Source organism: Ruegeria sp. BC8 (assembly GCF_056535705.1).
Genome location: NZ_JBQFIV010000001.1, coordinates 373649 through 390773, shown reverse-complemented (window position 1 = coordinate 390773; position 17125 = coordinate 373649). Strand labels below are relative to the sequence as shown.

Below are 17125 nucleotides of genomic sequence, written 5' to 3'. Positions count from 1 at the left end.
GGCTACCTGGTGTCCAGCGGCTTCAACAGATCGAACACTTGTTGCCGCATCCATTTTGCCATCGGATTTGCATCCGATCGTCTGTGCCAGATAGCTATGATGTTGACGGGTTCGATTTCGAACGGCGGGGCAAGTACCTTCAGGCCGAACTCCGGCGCCAACTTCCTGGCCAGCTGAGAAGGCACCAAGGCCACAAGATCGCTTGCACTGACCACTCGGCACACCCCTGAAAACACCGGAAGGGTCATCGCGACGTGCCTTTTCCGACCAACTTTCGCCAGAGCCGCATCACCCATCGCCGCCAGTTTACCCTCGGGTGAAAACAGCACATGCGACAAGGCGCAGAACGTTTCCACCGGAAGTTCGGTGCCGTCTTCGATCTGTGCAAGGAATGGGTTGTCAACGCGGCCGACGACCATGAAGGACGACCGGAACAGCACCTCTCGGCTGATCCAATCCGGTGCATCTGTATCCGGGATCAACGCGAGATCAGCATTGTAGCGCTCAAGACTCTCGACATAGTTCTCGGGAACAAGATCCACCAATTGCGCGACCATCTTCGGAGCCTTGCGGTTCAGAACACCCCCAAGACCGGGCATCAGCAGCTCGGCGAAAAAGTCGCTGGCCGCGATCTTGAAAGTTTCGGATGCCTGCCTGGGGTCGAAATCGTCATTGTGGCTCAGTAGACTTTCAAGTCGATTGAGTTCCTCACGCAGCCCGTCCTTGATCGAAACCGCAAAATCCGTTGGGACAAGCTGATTTCCCCGCCGCACAAACAGATCGTCACCCAAGGCGTGCCGCAGGCGGTTCAACGCATTCGACACTGCGGATTGCGAGACCCCAAGTCTTTCCCCTGCCTTGGTGGTGGACCCCGCCGTCAGAATCGCATCAAGAACACGGAGCAGGTTCAGATCAAGCGTTGCGAAATTCATGTTGGTAATACCGTGTATTATGAACTTTCGTTAGATTGATACCGTTTTTTGCGCCTACAAGTAAGGTACCGAAAGCGCTTTCGTTTCATGTCGGATCAAAGGACAGAAGCGATGCATGATCATCTGGTTGATGACGCCACGCTCGAATGGCAGGGCGTTCGTTACAAAACAATTCTGGACCCCGCTGAAACCGGGGGCGCCATGTCGATTGTAGACAGCCTTTCGCCGGTCGGAAGCGGTCCGCCACGGCACATCCATCAGGCAGAAGACGAAGTCTTCGTGATTTTGACCGGTGTCTGCAAAGTCTGGGTCGAAGGTGTCGAAACGCGTGTCGGCCCGGGCGAAAGCATCTTCATACCCCGCGGAAAAGAACACACGTTCAAGGTCATCGGTGATGAGCCCAGCCGTCACCTTGTCATTCTCACACCGGGAGGTTTCGAGGGCTTTTTCCACGCCATGGCAACGGCCCAGTACAAAATTCCGGAAGACATGCCGGACATCGAGGCCGTAGCCGCCAAGTACAACCTGTCATTTACTGGCCCTCCATTGGATTGAACGTCATGACCCAGCACATCGTCTATCATATTCCTGTGTGTCCCTTTTCACAGCGGCTTGAAATTCTGCTGGCGTTGCGGGGGATGAGGGACCGGGTGGAGTTCCGCGTCGTGGACATCACCAAACCCCGCGATCCAGAGCTGCTGAAGAAAACGCGCGGAACGACCGCTCTGCCGGTTCTCGAGACTCCGGACGGGCAGATCATCAAGGAAAGCCTCGTGATCCTGCGCTATCTCGATGAAATGCTCGAAGGGCCAAAGCTGCGGCGCAGCGACCCGGCCGAGCATGCGGTCGAGTCGATGCTGATTGCCAAAGAGGGCGCCTTCACGATGACCGGCTACGTCTATGTGATGAACCAGGACCCCGCGCAGAAAGACGCCCACAACGAAAAACTGCTCGCGCTATATCGTGACCTCAATGACTTTCTTCTGACCCACAACCCGAACGGTGTTTTTCTGTTCGATCAGTTCGGGTTGGCCGAGGCGGTATTTACACCGATGTTCCAACGGTTCTGGTTTCTGGAATACTACGAAGATTTTGAACTCCCGCAGAACGGCGAGTACGACAGAGTCCGAAACTGGAAAGCCGCCTGCATGGCGCATGAGGCCACGGGGCAGGTGACACAAGAAGAAATCGTGAAACTCTACTACGACTATGCATTGGGTGCCGGAAACGGAGCGTTGGTGGGCGGCCGCAAAGTGTCGAGCTTTGCGTTCGAGCCACATTGGAAGTCGAGGCCAATGCCACCGCGGGACAAATATGCCGGGACGGCATCGGACAAAGAACTTGGGCTGGTAGTCCCGGCATCTGATTGAAGCCAGAAGGCACGCGGGTCGATCGGGGGCACCCGCCGCGGAGGACCGGCGCCCACAACACGCATTCGAATATGGCCCGGTGGTGCACAGTCGGTCTTAAGTCATGAATACCGGCTGATTAAACCGAACCAGTCTTAGGCTTCCGGGCGCGGAACCGTTGAACCTTTAGCCGTCAGACAAACCTGTTGACGTAGTTCTCCAAGCGCTCCTGCCTTCCGGATCGAGGCTCGGGATTGATACCTTCGGCCAACACTCGAGCCGCGATTTCATCCAGCGATGAGGCAAGCATGGATTGCGCCTCCGGGCTGCCCCATCCGGAGTATCTGTCGGTCAACGCGGCATCAAGCCCGCCATCCTCGATCATCGCGGCGGCGGCCTTCAACCCGCGGGCACAGACGTCCATGCCGCCCACATGCGCCGCGACAAGATCCTCGGGGTCGATCGACTGGCGGCGGATCTTGGCGTCGAAATTCGTGCCCCCGGTCGAAAACCCTCCGGCCTTGAGGATGTAGTAGTAGGCCAACGCGACTTCGGGCACGTTGTTGGGAAACTGGTCGGTGTCCCATCCAGATTGATAATCGTTCCGGTTCATGTCGATCGAACCCAGCATACCCTCGGCCGCCGCCACGGCGATCTCATGTTCAAAGCTGTGGCCAGCCAGGATCGCGTGGCCCTGTTCCAGGTTCAGCTTCACTTCGTCTTCCAGCCCGTATTTCCTGAGAAACCCGATGCAGGTTGCGGCGTCGTAGTCGTACTGGTGCTTGGAGGGTTCCTGTGGCTTCGGCTCGACCAGGATGGTGCCCTTGAACCCGATCTTGTGCTTGTAGTCGACCACCATGTTCAGGAACCGTCCCATATGGTCCAGTTCCAGCCCCAGATCGGTGTTCAGCAACGTCTCGTAGCCTTCGCGCCCGCCCCACAACACATAGTTCTCGCCGCCCAGCTTGTGGGTCGCATCCATACAGGATTTCACGGTTGCTGCGGCAAAGGCAAAGACGTCCGGATCAGGGTTCGTGCTGGCACCCCCCATCCAGCGGCGATGGCTGAACATGTTGGCGGTCCCCCAAAGCAGCTTGGTTCCCGACGCCTGCATCTTTTCACCGATATAGTCGGTGATTTCCTCGAGCGTGCGCAGGTTTTCGGCAAAGCTGCCCTGTTCGGGGCGAATATCCGCGTCGTGCCAGCAGAAATAGGGCTGTCCCAGTATTTCAAACATCTCAAAGGCGACATCGGCCTTCATCCGGGCGCGTCCCATGTCGTCTTGCGGGTGCCACGGGCGGACAAGGGTCGGACCACCGAACGGGTCTCCGCCCTCCCATGCGAAAGAGTGCCACCAGGCGACGGCAAAGCGCAGATGGTCCTCCATGCGCTTGCCCAACACCACTTCGTCCGGGTCATAGTGACGGAACGCCAGCGGGTTCCGACTGTCTACGCCTTCGTACCGGACCTTTTCGATACCCTCGAAGAAACCGCTTGTCATACCTGCCCCCTATTCCGAGTTTTGCCCGGGCTGCTTGCCCAGAATGATCATCGACAGCAGATCGTCGTCGGTCACGTCCGCGATATCGACCGTGCCGACCAGCTTGCCGTTCTTCATGACCGAGGCCCGATCACACAAATCCATGACCGCATGGACATCATGGTCGATCAGGAAAATTCCGATCCCCTGCGCCTTGAGCTGGTGAATCAGATCGGCAACCATCTGCGTCTCGTGCGGGCCCAAGGCGGCCGTCGGTTCGTCCATGATCAGGATGCGGGCGTTGAAATAGACAGCCCGCGCGATGGCCACCGACTGTCTCTGGCCACCGGACAGAGCCGAAACCGGATCGTTGAACTTCTGAAAGTTGGGGTTCAGCTGCGCCATGATCTTACGGCATTCGGCCTCCATCGCCGCGTCGTTGACCAGACCGAAAGGCGTAGTCATTTCGCGTCCCAGGAACAGGTTCGAGGTGGCGTCCAGATTGTCGGCCAGGGCCAAGGTCTGGTAGATTGTCTCGATATTGTTGGCCCGCGCGTTGCGCGGATTGTTGATCTCGACCGGCTTGCCATCGATCAGGATCTGCCCGTGGTCCATCTGATAGGCTCCGGACAGGACCTTGATCAGCGTCGATTTGCCAGCCCCGTTGTGCCCCAGCAATCCCACCACCTCGCCGGGATACAGGTCGACCGAGACCTGGTCGACGGCCTTGATCCCGCCGAACGAGATCGAAATGTCTCGCATCTCGACCAGAGGTGGTTGCCCGGAACCGCGACCGGATGCCGGCGGCGTTTTCTGAGTTTCCTGCGCTTGCGTCATTTTCCACCCAATCGCTTGCGATAGACGATGTCGATATAGACGGCCAGAACCAGCACGCTGCCGACGACGATGTTCTGGAACGGCGCATCCACGCCGACCATGGCCATGCCCGACTGCAGCGCCTGCATTATCAACGCACCAAGAATCGCGCCATAGATGGTGCCGATGCCGCCAGACAGGGCGGTTCCGCCAATGACCGCAGCCGCAATCACTCGCAGTTCGTCCAGTGTTCCGATGTCATTGGAATGGTTGGCCAGCCGCGCCGAGGCGACCACTGCCGAAACCGCGCACAGGAAACCCATCAACGCAAAGATCTTGACGGTCAGCAGGCGGGTATTGATACCCGACAGCTCGGCGGCATCCGGGTTGCCGCCGGTCGCGAAGATATAGCGCCCAAAACGGGTTTTGCGGGCCACGACCGTCAGGGTCACGGCGACAATGATCAGGATCAGGACCGAGATCGGGATGCCGTATCCGACGATCAGGCCCTCGGGCATCGTCTCGCCGCGGGCTTCGAACATACGCTGCAACCGGCGGGTCGGAATGGCATAGCTGTTCAGGATGTACACATATCCCAGGATGCTTGCGGCAATGATCCCGGCGAGCGTTGCCTCGGCCCAGACGGGTTTGACCGGGAAGCCATGCGCCGCCTTGGCCCGGCGGCTGCCCCACAGCGCCCAGATCGCAATGGCCGCCGCAAACAACCCGAACAGCCAGCTTGCCGTTGTTCCCAAGGTTCCGTTCGTTCCCCCGAACATCAGGAAATTGCTGTCCAGCGGCCCGATTGTCTGCCCGCTTGTCAGATACCAGGCGACGTTGCGCCAGACCAGAAAGCCACCCAAAGTCACGATGAACGCCGGAATTGTCAGGTAGCCGACCATCCAGCCATGAAACGCTCCGACCAGCGTTCCGATGGCAAGACCGACCAGAATGGTGATGATCCAGGTGGCGGGATGGTCCAGACCCATCCCCAACACGCGCGGCAACAACTCGGTCTGCGTCATGGCCATCACCGCCGAGGTGGTCGCCAGCAAAGCGCCAACGGACAGGTCGATGTGACGGGTTACGATGATGAACACCATACCGCAGGCCATGATCGCCACCGAAACCGATTGGATCGACAGGTTGAAGAGGTTGCGGGGCGTCAGGAACCGTCCGTCAGTGACGATATTGAACCCGATGCACAGGATCACGAATGCGCCGATCATGCCCAAAAGCCGCATGTCCAGTTCCAGCTGTTGGAATAGGCTTGGCTTGGTTTTCTGAGGTATCGGCTGAGACGAAGTTTCGGTCATTTCCGATCTTTCAAATTCAGCAAGGGTCCCCGGCCCGCCCATGCAGGCCGGGGACTTTGGAGTTTAGTTGCAGGGTGCGGGGCCGTTCTCGACGCCCTGGCACAGATCTTCCAGCGCGATCCATCCGGCATCCACAACAACCGACAGATTGTCCTTGGTGATCGGAACCGGAGCCAGGAAGACAGAATTCATCGTCGTTCCGCCCGGCGAGGTCCAGCTGACCACTCCGTCGATTTCCGACGGGTCGGTGCCACTGCTGAGTGCGACGGCAATCTCGCCGGCTGCCTTGCCCAGCTCGCGTGCGTCCTTCCAGACGGAAACGGTCTGCGTACCCAAGGCCACGCGGTTCAGCGCGGCGTGATCGCCATCCTGACCCGACACTGGGATACCTTCCATGCCCTGCGCAGTCAGCGCCGCGACAACACCACCTGCGGTCCCGTCATTCGACGCGACAACCGCATCGACCTTGTTTTCATTGGCGGTCAGGATCTGTTCCATGTTCCGCTGCGCATTCGCGGGCAACCAGCCATCAGTATAGGCTTCACCGACGATCACGATGTCACCGCTGTCCAGCGCCGCCTGAAGGATTTCCTGCTGACCACCGCGCAGGAAGTCCGCGTTCGGATCCGTAGGCGAACCCTTGATCATGACGTAGTTGCCCTTGGGCATCGCCTCGTACACGGCGCGCGCCTGCATGCGTCCCACTTCGACATTGTCGAAGGTCAGGTAGAACGCGCGATCGTCCTCGATCAGGCGGTCGTAGGCGATGACGGGAATGCCCTCATCCGCGGCGGCCTGTACGGCCGGACCGATGGCCTGCGCGTCCTGCGCCAGAATGATCAGAGCGTCCACACCCTGTGCGATCAAGCTTTCGATGTCGGACAGCTGCTTGGCCGAGGACGACTGGGCGTCCGCCGAGATATATTCGGCCCCACCGGCCTCAAGCGCAGACTTGATTGCCGCTTCGTCCGTCTTCCAGCGCTCTTCCTGAAAGTTGGACCAGCTTACACCGACGACCGGCTCGGCAAAGACAGCCGAGCCAACCATGGCAACAGCAGCTGAAAAGCTGAGAATTCGTTTCATGATTTCCTCCCGTTGATGGGGCCATCGCGTCATGATTCGCGGCCCTCGTATTTCTGCGTATCATATTTATTTCAGCGGGTAAAATATTTACTCTGTTCGTGGACCTCAAATCCCAATAGATTGAGGCCAACAGAAGATTCGCGGAGACAAGATGCTGAAAAGCAAGGCTTCTCAAAACTCGCTGGACCAACGGAATGCCACGCGCCTGCGGGTGTTGGAGCATATCCGGACCAAGGGATCGATTTCGCGGATCGACATCGCATCGGCCCTGCAGACCAGCCCGGCGACCGTCACCGCTGCAACCGCTGACCTGATTTCCGCCGGCCTGGTCCGAGAGACCGAAGGCGAGGCGCATTCCAAATCTGCCAAACGCGGGCGGCCGCGGGTTCTTCTGCAACTGGACGGGCCCTCCTATCTTGTGGCAGGCCTCAAGGTCGCGCGCCAGGTCATCTCGGTCATCCTGGTCGATTTCGAAGGCAACGAAGTCACCTCGCACATGTACGCCTTGCAAGATGCCAGAATGTCTCCGCGCGATTTCGTCCGCACTGTGCGCCTTGCGCTTGAGGAGACCTGCGCAAAGATCGACCGTACGATCGACGGGCTTTCAGGTGTTTCCATAGGCATCGCCGGATTGGTCGATGCCGAAAGGAATTTCGTGCACTGGTCATCTTCGATCACCGAGCGCAATGTGAACTTCGCCGCGTTTCTGGACGAAGGCCTGCCTTGCCCGGCCTTCATCGAGAACGATGCGAACCTAGTGGCCAAGGCCGAACAGCTGTTCGGGCTGGGCAAGGGCCTGTCGAACTTTCTTGTCGTCACGATCGAACACGGTGTCGGACTGGGCATCGTTCTCGACGGCAAGCTGTTCCGGGGCAACCATGGCTGCGGGGCCGAATTCGGGCATGCCAAGGTCCAGTTGGACGGGGCGCTGTGCCAATGCGGGCAACGGGGATGCCTCGAGGCCTATGTCGGCGACTATGCATTGATCCGAGAAATGACGGTCGCCGGGCAAAGCAGCGCGTTGGAAACCGTATCCGACATTCACGACCGCGCGCACGCCGGAGACCAACGGGCGATTTCCGTTCTGGCTCGCGCGGGCCAGATGTTCGGCTTGGGCCTGTCCAACCTCATCAATCTGTTTGCCCCAGATTGCATCATTCTGTCCGGAGCCCAGGTCAGCTTTGAGCACCTGTGTTCGGACGACGTGATGGCGCGCATTCGAAACGGAGTGGTGAATGTCGACACCGCCCTGCCCGAGATCAAGGTGCATCATTGGGGCGACCTCATGTGGGCCAAGGGCGCGGCGGCCTACGGGATCGAGCAAGTGTCCATCCTGAAGGTGCAGGAGATCGCAGCCCATGCGAGCTGAATTCGCCCTGGTGGCGGCCCTCGCCACGACCGCCAGTGCCGATCCTGCCATTCCCCGGTATCAACCGATCGACATTCCCTCTCATGTCTACGACGGCGGTTGGGAGCATTTCGTGGGTGGCGGCGTCGCGGTTTTCGACTGCAGCGGGGACGGCTTGCCGGAACTCTTCCTTGCTGGTGGGGCGAACCCATCGCAGCTGTTCCGAAACACCTCTCGAGCGCAAATCTCCTTTCAGGCAAGCACGCCAGAGCCGCTGTCCCTGACAGGTGTGACCGGCGCCTACCCGATGGACATCGACGGCGACGCCATCCTGGACCTTGTGGTTCTGCGCGTTGGGCCGGACCTGTTGCTCAAAGGTGGGCCCGATTGCCAGTTCAGCCCATTCGCGGGGCCGGGGTTTGAGCCCGATGACCACTGGACCACGGCCTTCACGGCCACGTGGGAACCCGGACAGACACTGCCCACTCTCGCCTTCGGAACCTATGTGGACCGCGACAATCCGAATGGCCCATTCGAGGCCTGCGGCCCCACTCTGCTGTACCGCCCCCTTGGTGAAACCTATGGCCCGCCCGTTCGGCTGAAACCTGGGTACTGTGCGCTGTCGGCTTTGTTCTCGGATTGGGGCCGGACCGGGCGCGCGGATCTGCGGATCAGCAACGATCGGCACTACTATGTCCGTGGCGGACAGGAACAGATGTGGGCGATGGAAGAAACTCCGCGCCTGTATGATCAGGCAGAAGGTTGGTTGCCCTACTCGATCTGGGGCATGGGCATCGCGTCGCGCGATCTGACGGGGGATGGCTATCCCGATGTCTACCTGACCTCGATGGGAGATCAGAAATTCCAGATTTTCGACCCCGAAGCCGGCGGTCCCACATGGCGTGATGCGACCTATGACAAGGGCACGACCGCACACCGGCCGCACATCGGCGCGGACGGGCGACCATCGACCGGTTGGCACGCGCAATTCGCGGATGTGAACAACGATGGGCGTGACGACATTTTCGTCGCGAAGGGCAATGTCGAGCAGATGCCGGATGCGGCGCAGGACGACCCCAACAGCCTGTTGCTGCAGCTGGAATCCGGTCAGTTTTTCGAATCCGCGGCTGAGGCCGGTGTGGCATCGATGGCAAAATCTCGCGGCGCCGCACTGCATGATCTGAACAATGACGGCTGGCTGGACCTGGTTGTGGTCAATCGCGGATCACCGGCCGAAATCTATCAGAACCAGCCCGCCACAGGGAACTGGATCATGGTGGACCTGGGCCTGCACGACGTCAATTCGCAGGCCATCGGCGCCTTTGTCGAAGTCCGGACCGTTGCCGGAATTCAGACCCGCGAGATCACGATCGGCGGCGGCCATGCCAGCGGGATGGCAGGGCCGCAGCATTTCGGTCTGGGCAATGCCAAGACCGTGGACATTCGTGTCGTCTGGCCCGGCGGAGACCGCTCGGACTGGGAGACATACGACACCAACCGGATCATCCGACTGCGGCGCTGATCACTTGTCGACTGGCAGCCCACTGGGCACCCGCCCTGGTACACCCAGCCGTTCGGCGGGATCCTCCAGCGCGGCCATAAAACTCAGGATGTCGTCAATCTCTGCATCTGACAGGGCAATCGGTTGCAGTTCGTTGGCCGCGGCGATGGCATCGACCAAGGCCGGATCCTGTAGCGGCCGTTGATCATCGGCTCCGGGGAAGACAGGCAGATCTGCCATTTCGATCGAGTAGCGCCGCAACGCGCCTTCGGGGTCAAGGTGGTGCCGTACCACGTCCTCGAGCCGAGCATAGGCGCCATCGTGACCATAGGGCGCAGTCAGCGTCACATTGCGCAGCGACGGCGTCCGGAACGCAAACGCATCTTCGGTTGCACCGGTTACGCGCAGTCGACCATCATCCCGGACGTGGTTTTCAAAACGAGCAGCCTTTCCCGGGCCGATCTGCGGCATCGCGATCGCATGAAACCCGTGGTCAGTCTGAAACCACCCCGAATGGCACGATCCGCAACCGGCCTTGCCGTAAAACAGCTGCATGCCGCGCGCCGCGTCGGGCGGCAGAGGTTCCTCTCCGCGCATCGCGCGATCAAAGGGACTGTTGTCGGCACGCCATTCAAAGGCGATGAAATCGGCAATCGCGTTGGCGATGGCTACGAACGAGACCTCCTTTTCGGGGGTCACGTCGCGAAACATCCGTTGGTACTCCGGAACCGCAGCCACCCGCCCGGCGATCAGATCCCATGCACCACCCTGTTGTGTTAGAAGGCCCAGCCGCACCGCCTTGCTGATCGGGTTTTCCGAGTAGTGTCCGGCCATCTCATCCGGCGACAGAACCGGGAACATGGCCTGAGCCGCCAATGCCGAGCGGAACCCCGGCCGCATATGCTGCCCCAACGGTGTTCTGATGCCGAAAGGTTGCTCAGGAGCATCCTCGAGCCTGCCGTCGTGAAAAAACGTCGTGAACTCGGTCGCGCCAAGGTTCCAGAGGGCCGGGGAATTGCGCGGAATGCGCTGTTCGGGCAGGTTGTCGGATCCAAGCCCGCGGGCGCTGCCCAGCCCAATCCCGCCTTCTCCGATGCCCAGCGACATCCCGTCCGAGGTCCCGAATCTTGGGTGGTGGCAGGTGGCGCAACTGATATTTTCGTTTCCCGACAGGATCGGGTCGTAGAACAGCATTTGGCCCAGTTCCACGATGGCAAGGTCGGGCTCGATGAACTCGGGAGCCGGGCCCAGGTTCTGGGCCGCTGTCCCGGTGGCAAAGCTGGCAAGAACAGCCAAGGCCGATAAGGAACGGATCACGCTCATGCCCCTGCCTCGGATATCTCAAGCATCAGCGTCTGGTGATACGGTTTCTCGGGCGTACATATGATCGATGGGAACGCGAGGACGTTCGGCGCATTCGGATAGCCCGATGGCTCGATACAGACCCCGGCATGCGGTGCAAATGGCGCGGACAAATGGGCGGCAGAGTAGACCTGCGCCCCGGGCTGATCGGAATGGACCGTCATCGTCAGACCCGACGGCGCCGCAAGGGTGGCAACCGGTTGGGCCACCGTGCCGCCGGTGCCGAACAGGAAGAAGTGATCGAGGTCCGTGGCGGCCTGTCCGATCGGTTGGGGGGCCGCGAAATCGAGCCCGACCGATGCAGAGCCGACGATCCCGCCAGACGGTATCCCCGGATCGTCCAGCTCCAAGTGGCGATCCGACGCCAACTGCAATCGGTGCTGCGAGATGCCTCGAGCAGACCCCAACGTGTAGTAGTTGTGTTGCGCAATGCTGATCGGGGTCGGCCTGTCCGGCCAAGCAGAGATCGAATATGTCAGGCTAGGGAAATCCAACCGGACCTTGACGTCGAAGCGCACAGCCCCCGGAAATCCGCCTGCGCCGTGGGGCGAGACATGGACCAGCACCGCCTCGCACGGCGAAAGCTGCTCGACCTGCCAGAACTGGCGCGAGAGTCCTTCTGGCCCCCCATGCAGCGTATTCGACCCTTCGTTCGCAATCAGCGCATGATGGGTGCCGTCCAGATCGAACCCTGCGCCGCCGATCCGGTTGGCAACCCGCCCGACGAGCGCGCCCAGATAGAACGGGTCGTTCAGGTATTCGGTCGGGTCGTCATAGCCAAGGATCAGCGGTTGGCCCTTGTACCACCACCCTTGCGTGATCGCTCCATAGCCCAGCAATGACACCCGCATGTCCCCGTCTTGCAGGACGATAACCGGGATATCAGTGCAATCAGTGCGACTTTTGTTCATCATCCAGCCAATGGCGCCAGCGCCTTGTAATACGCTCTGTATCGTCTGTAGGCGCTGTCATAGGCTTCGGTCAAATCACTCTGCGGTTCGATGAAGGCGTCGATCTCTGGCGGGGTCATGATCTGTTCGGGTGTTGCGTCTCCGGCTGCGCACATGGCCAGCCGCGCGGCACCAGTCGCAGCCCCGAACGCGCTTCCCTTGGGCAGGGCCAGCGGCACATTCAGCGTGGTGGCGATGGTCTGAAGCCAGTAGCGGGACCGCGCACCGCCACCTACGGCAATCAACTGCGCCGGTTCGGTACCGGTGCTCCTCAGGGCCTCAAGGCAATCGCGCATTGCAAAACCGACACCCTCCATCACTGCCTGCACCAGATCCGTCGGCTCCGAAGCGATGTCTAGGCCCAGAAAAGCTCCTCGGATGGTGCTGTCATTATGCGGCGTCCGCTCGCCGGACAGGTAGGGCAGAAAGGTCAACGACGACGGCCCGTTTGGCTGGTCGGGCAGCGCCCCGGCCAGCGCCTCGACCGGTTGGCCCAGATTGCGTGACAGCCAGTTCAGGCTGTTGGTCGCCGACAGGATGACGCCCATCTGAATCCATCGCCGAGGCACCGCGTGGCAAAAGCAATGAACCGCCGTCTCGGGTGCCGGTGCATAGCTGTTCCGAGCCATCAGCAGCACACCCGAGGTGCCAAGAGACAGAAACCCGGACCCCTCGTCGATGCTGCCGATACCGCAAGCGGCCGCGGCGTTGTCGCCAGCACTGCCAGCGACCACAACCGGGCCGGACAGCCCCCATTCCCGAAGCAGTTCATCCCGCAGTTCGCCACCATGGTCAGTGCCCTCGACCAGTCGCGGCATCTGATCGGGCCTCATGTGACCCAACTCCAGCGCCCTGTCCGACCAGTCTCGCGCGCCGACATCCAGCCAGGACGTTCCCGCGCTGTCGGACATGTCACTGACATATTCCCCGGTCAGCCAGAACCGCAGATAATCCTTCGGCAACAACACCATGGCCGTACGGGCGAACAGGTCGGGTTCATGGGCACGGACCCATTCCAGCTTGGGCGCGGTGAACCCGGGGAACACGATATTGCCCGTGATCTCGCGCATCCCGGGGGTCTGGTCCAACTCTTTGGCCTCTAGCGCCGATCTGGTGTCATTCCACAGAATGCACGGCCGCAGGACGGTGCCGTCCCGATCCAACAGCGTTGCGCCGTGCATGTGGCCACTCAGTCCGATCGCCCGCAGTTGCGCCAGTGCATCGCCGTTCGTCTCACGCAGCCGGCCCATGACGGTTACACAGGCGTCGATCCAGTCTTGCGGGGCTTGTTCGGACCAGCCCGGTTGCGGGTTCGACGTCGCGATCTCAGCCTCGGCCTCGGCCAGAACGTGCCCGGCTTCGTCCACAAGAATTCCCCTGAGACCCGAGGTCCCCAGATCCAAACCCAGATACACGAGACGCGCCCTCACCCATATTATTTTAGTTGGTAAAATTATTAACTGAGTTCAGAAAATGTCAACACCGGAATCCGGCGCGCAAATTCATACGACACAAATAGGGCGGAATGCCCGGTCCTCACCCAACCTCTTTGATCGGCAGCGGATCAAAAAGCTCTCCGCCAATACGCTGTTTGGGCGCTCAAGACTTAGTTCGCTACAGGCTGCCAATTCTTGCGCATGCTGCCCTATGTCTCGGAGTTCGAGGCGGGTGTCTCGTTGCATGACGACCGCAGCATGGGGCATGGCTGCATCTCAAGCTGCAAGGAAAGCGCGCGCGTTCTTTGGGTTACGCCCATCAGGTTTGATGGATGGCGACATCCCCTTTCCCGGCGACCGGGCCTCAGGGATCCGGGCGCAGGCACAGCCAGATCAGAAAGCCCAGGTACAGAAAGACGGTGACGTTCAGAACGGTATCCAGAACCTCGCCTGTCATGGCCCTTCCTCCCGCGCCAGCACCCGGAACAGACAGACCACCAGAACCGGAACTATGAAAACAAAGGCGATCGCCGAAATTGCGATCACAGATCGCACCAGCCCGATATCCCCGACAAAGACCATGGCAAGCCCCAACGCACCCAGAATTGCCCCCCACACCGTTCGGATCCGGGGAGACGGGTTTTCATCACCACCGGTTCCGATCATCGCGAGGGTAAATCCGGCGCTGACGACGCTGGTGACCACAAACAGAAACGCCGCGACGATGGTCGCTGTCTGCGTCAGTCCGGACAGTGGAAACCGCTGAAGCAACGCGAATGTGGTCGCGTCAAGATTCTGCTGATTGACCACGGACAAGGAACCTTGCTGCCGCAGCGCGTCAAAAAACCCAAGCCCGCCAAACACGCCAAACCAAAGGATCGAGAACAAGGTTGGCGCGACGATCACACCCAAAAGAAACGCCCGGATCGTTCGGCCCCGGGAAATCCGGGCGATGAAGATACCGACGAACGGCGACCAGGCCAGCCACCAGATCATGTAGTTCAGAGTCCAATCCTGGAACCAGTTGACGAGGTCGTCACCAAAGAACTCGGCCGTGGCAAACCCTGCGGGCAGAACGTGGAACACGTATCTTCCGAAGCCGCTCACGATACCGTTCATCAGGTATGAGGTGGGGCCAAGGATCAACAGATAGATCATCATTGCCACGGCAATCAGCATCGCAGCATTGGACAGCTTCGCCATGCCGTCCCCCAGATCCCGGCGCAGAGGAATGACAAATGCCACACACATGGCGACAAAGACCGGAAGCGTCAGAGCCGCCGAATCTGCCACGCCAAGCAATCCGGCCAGCCCGGTCTGCACCTGAAACACCCCCATGGCCAGCGAACCAGCCAACCCCACGGCAATGGCAACGATTGACAGAAGGTCAAAGCCCCAGCCCATCGCCCGAACCCACGGGGCCGACCCCAGAGCGTCGTTCAACGGCGCGCTCAGCAGCAGAGTGCCCCCACGGCGGAAGGCGAAATAGGCAATGATCAGACCGACCACCCCGTAGATTGCCCAGGCATGAAAGCCCCAGTTCAGGTAGGTTACGAACAGAGCGTTTCCGGCGGCCCTCGGATCTGGTTCGTATTTTCTGAGCTCTTCGAAATGAGTCAGCGGCTCGGCCGCACCATAAAACAGCAGCCCAACCCCCATCCCGGCCGCAAACAGCATGGCGATCCATGCGGGAGTCGAAAACTCGGGATCGGCACCATCCGGCCCCAACCGGATGCGCCCAAAGCGCGAAAAGGCCAGAAACAGCGCAACGAACAACAGGCCGCTGGCCTCGAGCATTATGAACCAGCCCCGGCTTTCGAACTGCGTCGCAACCGCGGCAGACGCCAACCGGCCCAGCCCCGCCGGGTCGACAAGACCCCAAATCGCAATGCCTGCGCTAATCGCAAGCGCGATGACAAGCAGCGAATTGGTCGATGTGCGGCGCATGGGCTTTGGTCCTTGGATTTGATCCAAGGCCGAGCGTAGAGACCCGTTTGCAACCTGTCCAGAAATCAACTCTTTCGAGAATTTTGTTTGAGAACAGCCGAATATCTGTGCCTAATGGCGGAACCGACCAACGGTGGCGGGCCGCAATGGTGCTGAGCCCGCAGGAGACGTGCATGGCAACTCAACCCAAGGCCGACAACCAGCGCGTGGGCAAGCCTGGGCTGACCTTCTGGTATCAGCTGGTTGTTCTGCTGTTTCTGACCATCGCGTCATTGGTGCTGGCGTCCTCGGTTCTGATACCGCTTTCTTTCGCCATACTGTTGTTTGTGCTGCTTACTGCAACATCTGACCGGATCCACCGGATCGTCATTCTGGGCCATTCCGTACCGAAATGGATGGCGCATCTTGGGGCCTTGTGCCTGATCCTGTTTGGATTGCTGATCATCCTGTCGATCCTGTCCAGCCAGGCCGGTCTGGTGTCCGAGGCTTTCCCGAAATACGAAGAGCGCCTGTCCGGTATCCTGGCAAAACTTGTCGCCCTCGTCGGCAACGAGAACTATGCCGCGGCCCAGAAGGCGCTGAGCCAGATCAACCTGTCGGGTTTTGCCGGCAGCATCATCGGATCCGCTGGCGCCTTCCTCAGCGCCTTCTTCCTTGTGCTGCTCTACGTGCCGTTCATGCTGGTTGAACGCCTGCCGATGCAGACCAAGATTGACCTCGCGATCTCGGATCCAAGGCTTGCCAACAAAGTTCGCAACGTGCTGCACAGCACGTCCGCCAGCATCCAGCGCTATGTCGGGATCAAGACTTTCGTCAGCGCGCTAACCGGGTTCGGCAGCTTTCTTGTCATGTGGGCGGTTGGGTTGGATTTCGCCGAGACCTGGGCGGTTCTGGCCTTTCTGTTGAATTTCATCCCCACGGTCGGGTCCATCATTGGTGTCGCCCTGCCCTCTCTGGTCGCTCTTGTCCAGTTCGAGGAACTGAGCCCATTCCTGATGGTGCTGTTGGGGTGCGGGGCCGTGCAATTCTCGGTCGGAAATATTCTTGAGCCGACCTTGCTGGGCAAAAGCCTGAACCTGTCCCCTCTCATGGTCATACTGGCCCTGACATTCTGGACCGCGATCTGGGGCATTCCCGGTGCGCTGATGAGCGTTCCGATCACCGTCTGCATCATGATCATTCTGACCCACATTCCGGCCACGCGCCCCATCGCCATACTGATGTCGGGCGATGGCCGTGTGGGCCCCAAAGACTGATCTCGGTGCCGACAAACCGGATTATCGGCCCATCGCCCGCGCGACTGGCCGCTTCACGAAAGGACAAAGCCGATGGTTACCAAAGCGGAACTTGAACAGCAGGTTGCTGAGTTGAAGCGACAGCTTGAAGAGCAGGCCGAGGACAAAAAGTCGGGCGCGCGCAAGGCGGGCGAAAAGGTGAAAGAGGCCGTCCAGGACATTCCCGATAAGTTGTCGGCCGAGTTCGAAGACTGGTCCGGTGAGATCGAAACCGCGCTGGCCGAGCTGGATGCCATGCCACACAAGAAAGCCATCCTGTTCGCCCTGGGCGTTTTCGCTCTGGGCTACGTGATCGGTCGGTCCAGGTAGG

At 60.1% G+C, this 17125-nt stretch carries 15 protein-coding genes; 6 read left to right on the top strand and 9 right to left on the bottom strand.

Annotation, left to right across the window (positions count from 1 at the left end):
• Window positions 1-2: 2 nt before the first annotated feature.
• Window positions 3-932 carry a LysR family transcriptional regulator gene (locus ACR3EK_RS02140; RefSeq protein ID WP_480632556.1) on the bottom strand — a complete coding sequence of 310 codons (930 nt, stop codon included), beginning with the start codon at window positions 930-932 and terminating at the stop codon, window positions 3-5.
• A gap of 111 nt (window positions 933-1043) precedes the next feature.
• Here ACR3EK_RS02140 and ACR3EK_RS02135 point away from each other — a divergent pair, with 111 nt between their 5' ends.
• Window positions 1044-1487, top strand: coding sequence for a cupin domain-containing protein (locus ACR3EK_RS02135; protein ID WP_170339584.1), 444 nt, complete (start codon window positions 1044-1046; stop codon window positions 1485-1487).
• Between the two features lie 5 nt (window positions 1488-1492).
• Entirely contained in the window at window positions 1493-2302 is an 810-nt protein-coding gene (locus tag ACR3EK_RS02130; protein ID WP_170369905.1) for a glutathione S-transferase family protein, read from the top strand.
• 172 nt (window positions 2303-2474) lie between these two features.
• Here the strand turns inward: ACR3EK_RS02130 and xylA are convergent, their stop codons facing one another.
• From xylA to xylF, 4 genes are all read right to left on the bottom strand, one after another.
• Window positions 2475-3782, bottom strand: a complete 1308-nt coding sequence (gene xylA / locus ACR3EK_RS02125; protein WP_170356974.1) for a xylose isomerase — start codon at window positions 3780-3782, stop codon at window positions 2475-2477.
• Window positions 3783-3791: 9 nt separating this feature from the next.
• Window positions 3792-4523, bottom strand: a complete 732-nt coding sequence (locus tag ACR3EK_RS02120; RefSeq protein ID WP_480633997.1) for an ATP-binding cassette domain-containing protein — start codon at window positions 4521-4523, stop codon at window positions 3792-3794.
• 71 nt (window positions 4524-4594) lie between these two features.
• Window positions 4595-5893, bottom strand: a complete 1299-nt coding sequence (locus ACR3EK_RS02115) for a sugar ABC transporter permease (protein WP_480632555.1) — start codon at window positions 5891-5893, stop codon at window positions 4595-4597.
• Between the two features lie 63 nt (window positions 5894-5956).
• On the bottom strand, window positions 5957-6976 hold the full coding sequence (gene xylF, locus ACR3EK_RS02110) for a D-xylose ABC transporter substrate-binding protein (RefSeq protein WP_093965002.1): 1020 nt from the start codon (window positions 6974-6976) through the stop codon (window positions 5957-5959).
• Between the two features lie 151 nt (window positions 6977-7127).
• Here xylF and ACR3EK_RS02105 point away from each other — a divergent pair, with 151 nt between their 5' ends.
• On the top strand, window positions 7128-8345 hold the full coding sequence (locus ACR3EK_RS02105; protein WP_170340190.1) for an ROK family transcriptional regulator: 1218 nt from the start codon (window positions 7128-7130) through the stop codon (window positions 8343-8345).
• Window positions 8335-9846, top strand: coding sequence for a CRTAC1 family protein (locus ACR3EK_RS02100; RefSeq protein ID WP_480632554.1), 1512 nt, complete (start codon window positions 8335-8337; stop codon window positions 9844-9846). Before ACR3EK_RS02105 ends, ACR3EK_RS02100 begins: the two co-directional genes overlap by 11 nt.
• Here ACR3EK_RS02100 and ACR3EK_RS02095 read toward each other — a convergent pair whose 3' ends face one another.
• The 4 genes from ACR3EK_RS02095 to ACR3EK_RS02080 all read right to left on the bottom strand — a co-directional run bounded on the left by ACR3EK_RS02095 (window position 9847) and on the right by ACR3EK_RS02080 (window position 15520).
• Complete coding sequence (locus tag ACR3EK_RS02095; RefSeq protein ID WP_480632553.1) at window positions 9847-11148, bottom strand: cytochrome-c peroxidase; 1302 nt, start codon at window positions 11146-11148, stop codon at window positions 9847-9849.
• A complete protein-coding gene (locus ACR3EK_RS02090) occupies window positions 11145-12098 on the bottom strand; it encodes an aldose epimerase family protein (RefSeq protein ID WP_480632552.1) in 954 nt (317 codons plus the stop codon). The genes ACR3EK_RS02095 and ACR3EK_RS02090 overlap by 4 nt, the downstream gene beginning before the upstream one ends.
• Entirely contained in the window at window positions 12098-13552 is a 1455-nt protein-coding gene (gene xylB, locus ACR3EK_RS02085) for a xylulokinase (RefSeq protein WP_480632551.1), read from the bottom strand. The genes ACR3EK_RS02090 and xylB overlap by 1 nt, the downstream gene beginning before the upstream one ends.
• Before the next feature lie 474 nt (window positions 13553-14026).
• Window positions 14027-15520: a BCCT family transporter gene (locus tag ACR3EK_RS02080; protein WP_170365139.1), complete on the bottom strand. Its 1494-nt coding sequence runs from the start codon at window positions 15518-15520 to the stop codon at window positions 14027-14029.
• Between the two features lie 173 nt (window positions 15521-15693).
• Here ACR3EK_RS02080 and ACR3EK_RS02075 point away from each other — a divergent pair, with 173 nt between their 5' ends.
• Window positions 15694-16776, top strand: coding sequence for an AI-2E family transporter (locus tag ACR3EK_RS02075; protein ID WP_170340177.1), 1083 nt, complete (start codon window positions 15694-15696; stop codon window positions 16774-16776).
• A gap of 72 nt (window positions 16777-16848) precedes the next feature.
• Window positions 16849-17124, top strand: a complete 276-nt coding sequence (locus ACR3EK_RS02070; RefSeq protein ID WP_170339561.1) for a hypothetical protein — start codon at window positions 16849-16851, stop codon at window positions 17122-17124.
• Window position 17125: the final 1 nt, after the last annotated feature.

Excerpts from the sequence above, each read along its gene's own strand:
- ACR3EK_RS02090 (WP_480632552.1), bottom strand. The coding sequence starts at position 12,098 with ATGAACAAAAGTCGCACTGATTGCACTGATATCCCGGTTATCGTCCTG.
- ACR3EK_RS02100 (WP_480632554.1), top strand. The coding sequence starts at position 8,335 with ATGCGAGCTGAATTCGCCCTGGTGGCGGCCCTCGCCACGACCGCCAGT.
- ACR3EK_RS02075 (WP_170340177.1), top strand. The coding sequence starts at position 15,694 with ATGGCAACTCAACCCAAGGCCGACAACCAGCGCGTGGGCAAGCCTGGG.
- ACR3EK_RS02095 (WP_480632553.1), bottom strand. The coding sequence starts at position 11,148 with ATGAGCGTGATCCGTTCCTTATCGGCCTTGGCTGTTCTTGCCAGCTTT.
- xylF (WP_093965002.1), bottom strand. The coding sequence starts at position 6,976 with ATGAAACGAATTCTCAGCTTTTCAGCTGCTGTTGCCATGGTTGGCTCG.
- xylA (WP_170356974.1), bottom strand. The coding sequence starts at position 3,782 with ATGACAAGCGGTTTCTTCGAGGGTATCGAAAAGGTCCGGTACGAAGGC.
- ACR3EK_RS02105 (WP_170340190.1), top strand. The coding sequence starts at position 7,128 with ATGCTGAAAAGCAAGGCTTCTCAAAACTCGCTGGACCAACGGAATGCC.
- ACR3EK_RS02140 (WP_480632556.1), bottom strand. The coding sequence starts at position 932 with ATGAATTTCGCAACGCTTGATCTGAACCTGCTCCGTGTTCTTGATGCG.
- ACR3EK_RS02115 (WP_480632555.1), bottom strand. The coding sequence starts at position 5,893 with ATGACCGAAACTTCGTCTCAGCCGATACCTCAGAAAACCAAGCCAAGC.
- ACR3EK_RS02070 (WP_170339561.1), top strand. The coding sequence starts at position 16,849 with ATGGTTACCAAAGCGGAACTTGAACAGCAGGTTGCTGAGTTGAAGCGA.
- ACR3EK_RS02080 (WP_170365139.1), bottom strand. The coding sequence starts at position 15,520 with ATGCGCCGCACATCGACCAATTCGCTGCTTGTCATCGCGCTTGCGATT.
- ACR3EK_RS02120 (WP_480633997.1), bottom strand. The coding sequence starts at position 4,523 with ATGCGAGACATTTCGATCTCGTTCGGCGGGATCAAGGCCGTCGACCAG.
- ACR3EK_RS02130 (WP_170369905.1), top strand. The coding sequence starts at position 1,493 with ATGACCCAGCACATCGTCTATCATATTCCTGTGTGTCCCTTTTCACAG.
- ACR3EK_RS02135 (WP_170339584.1), top strand. The coding sequence starts at position 1,044 with ATGCATGATCATCTGGTTGATGACGCCACGCTCGAATGGCAGGGCGTT.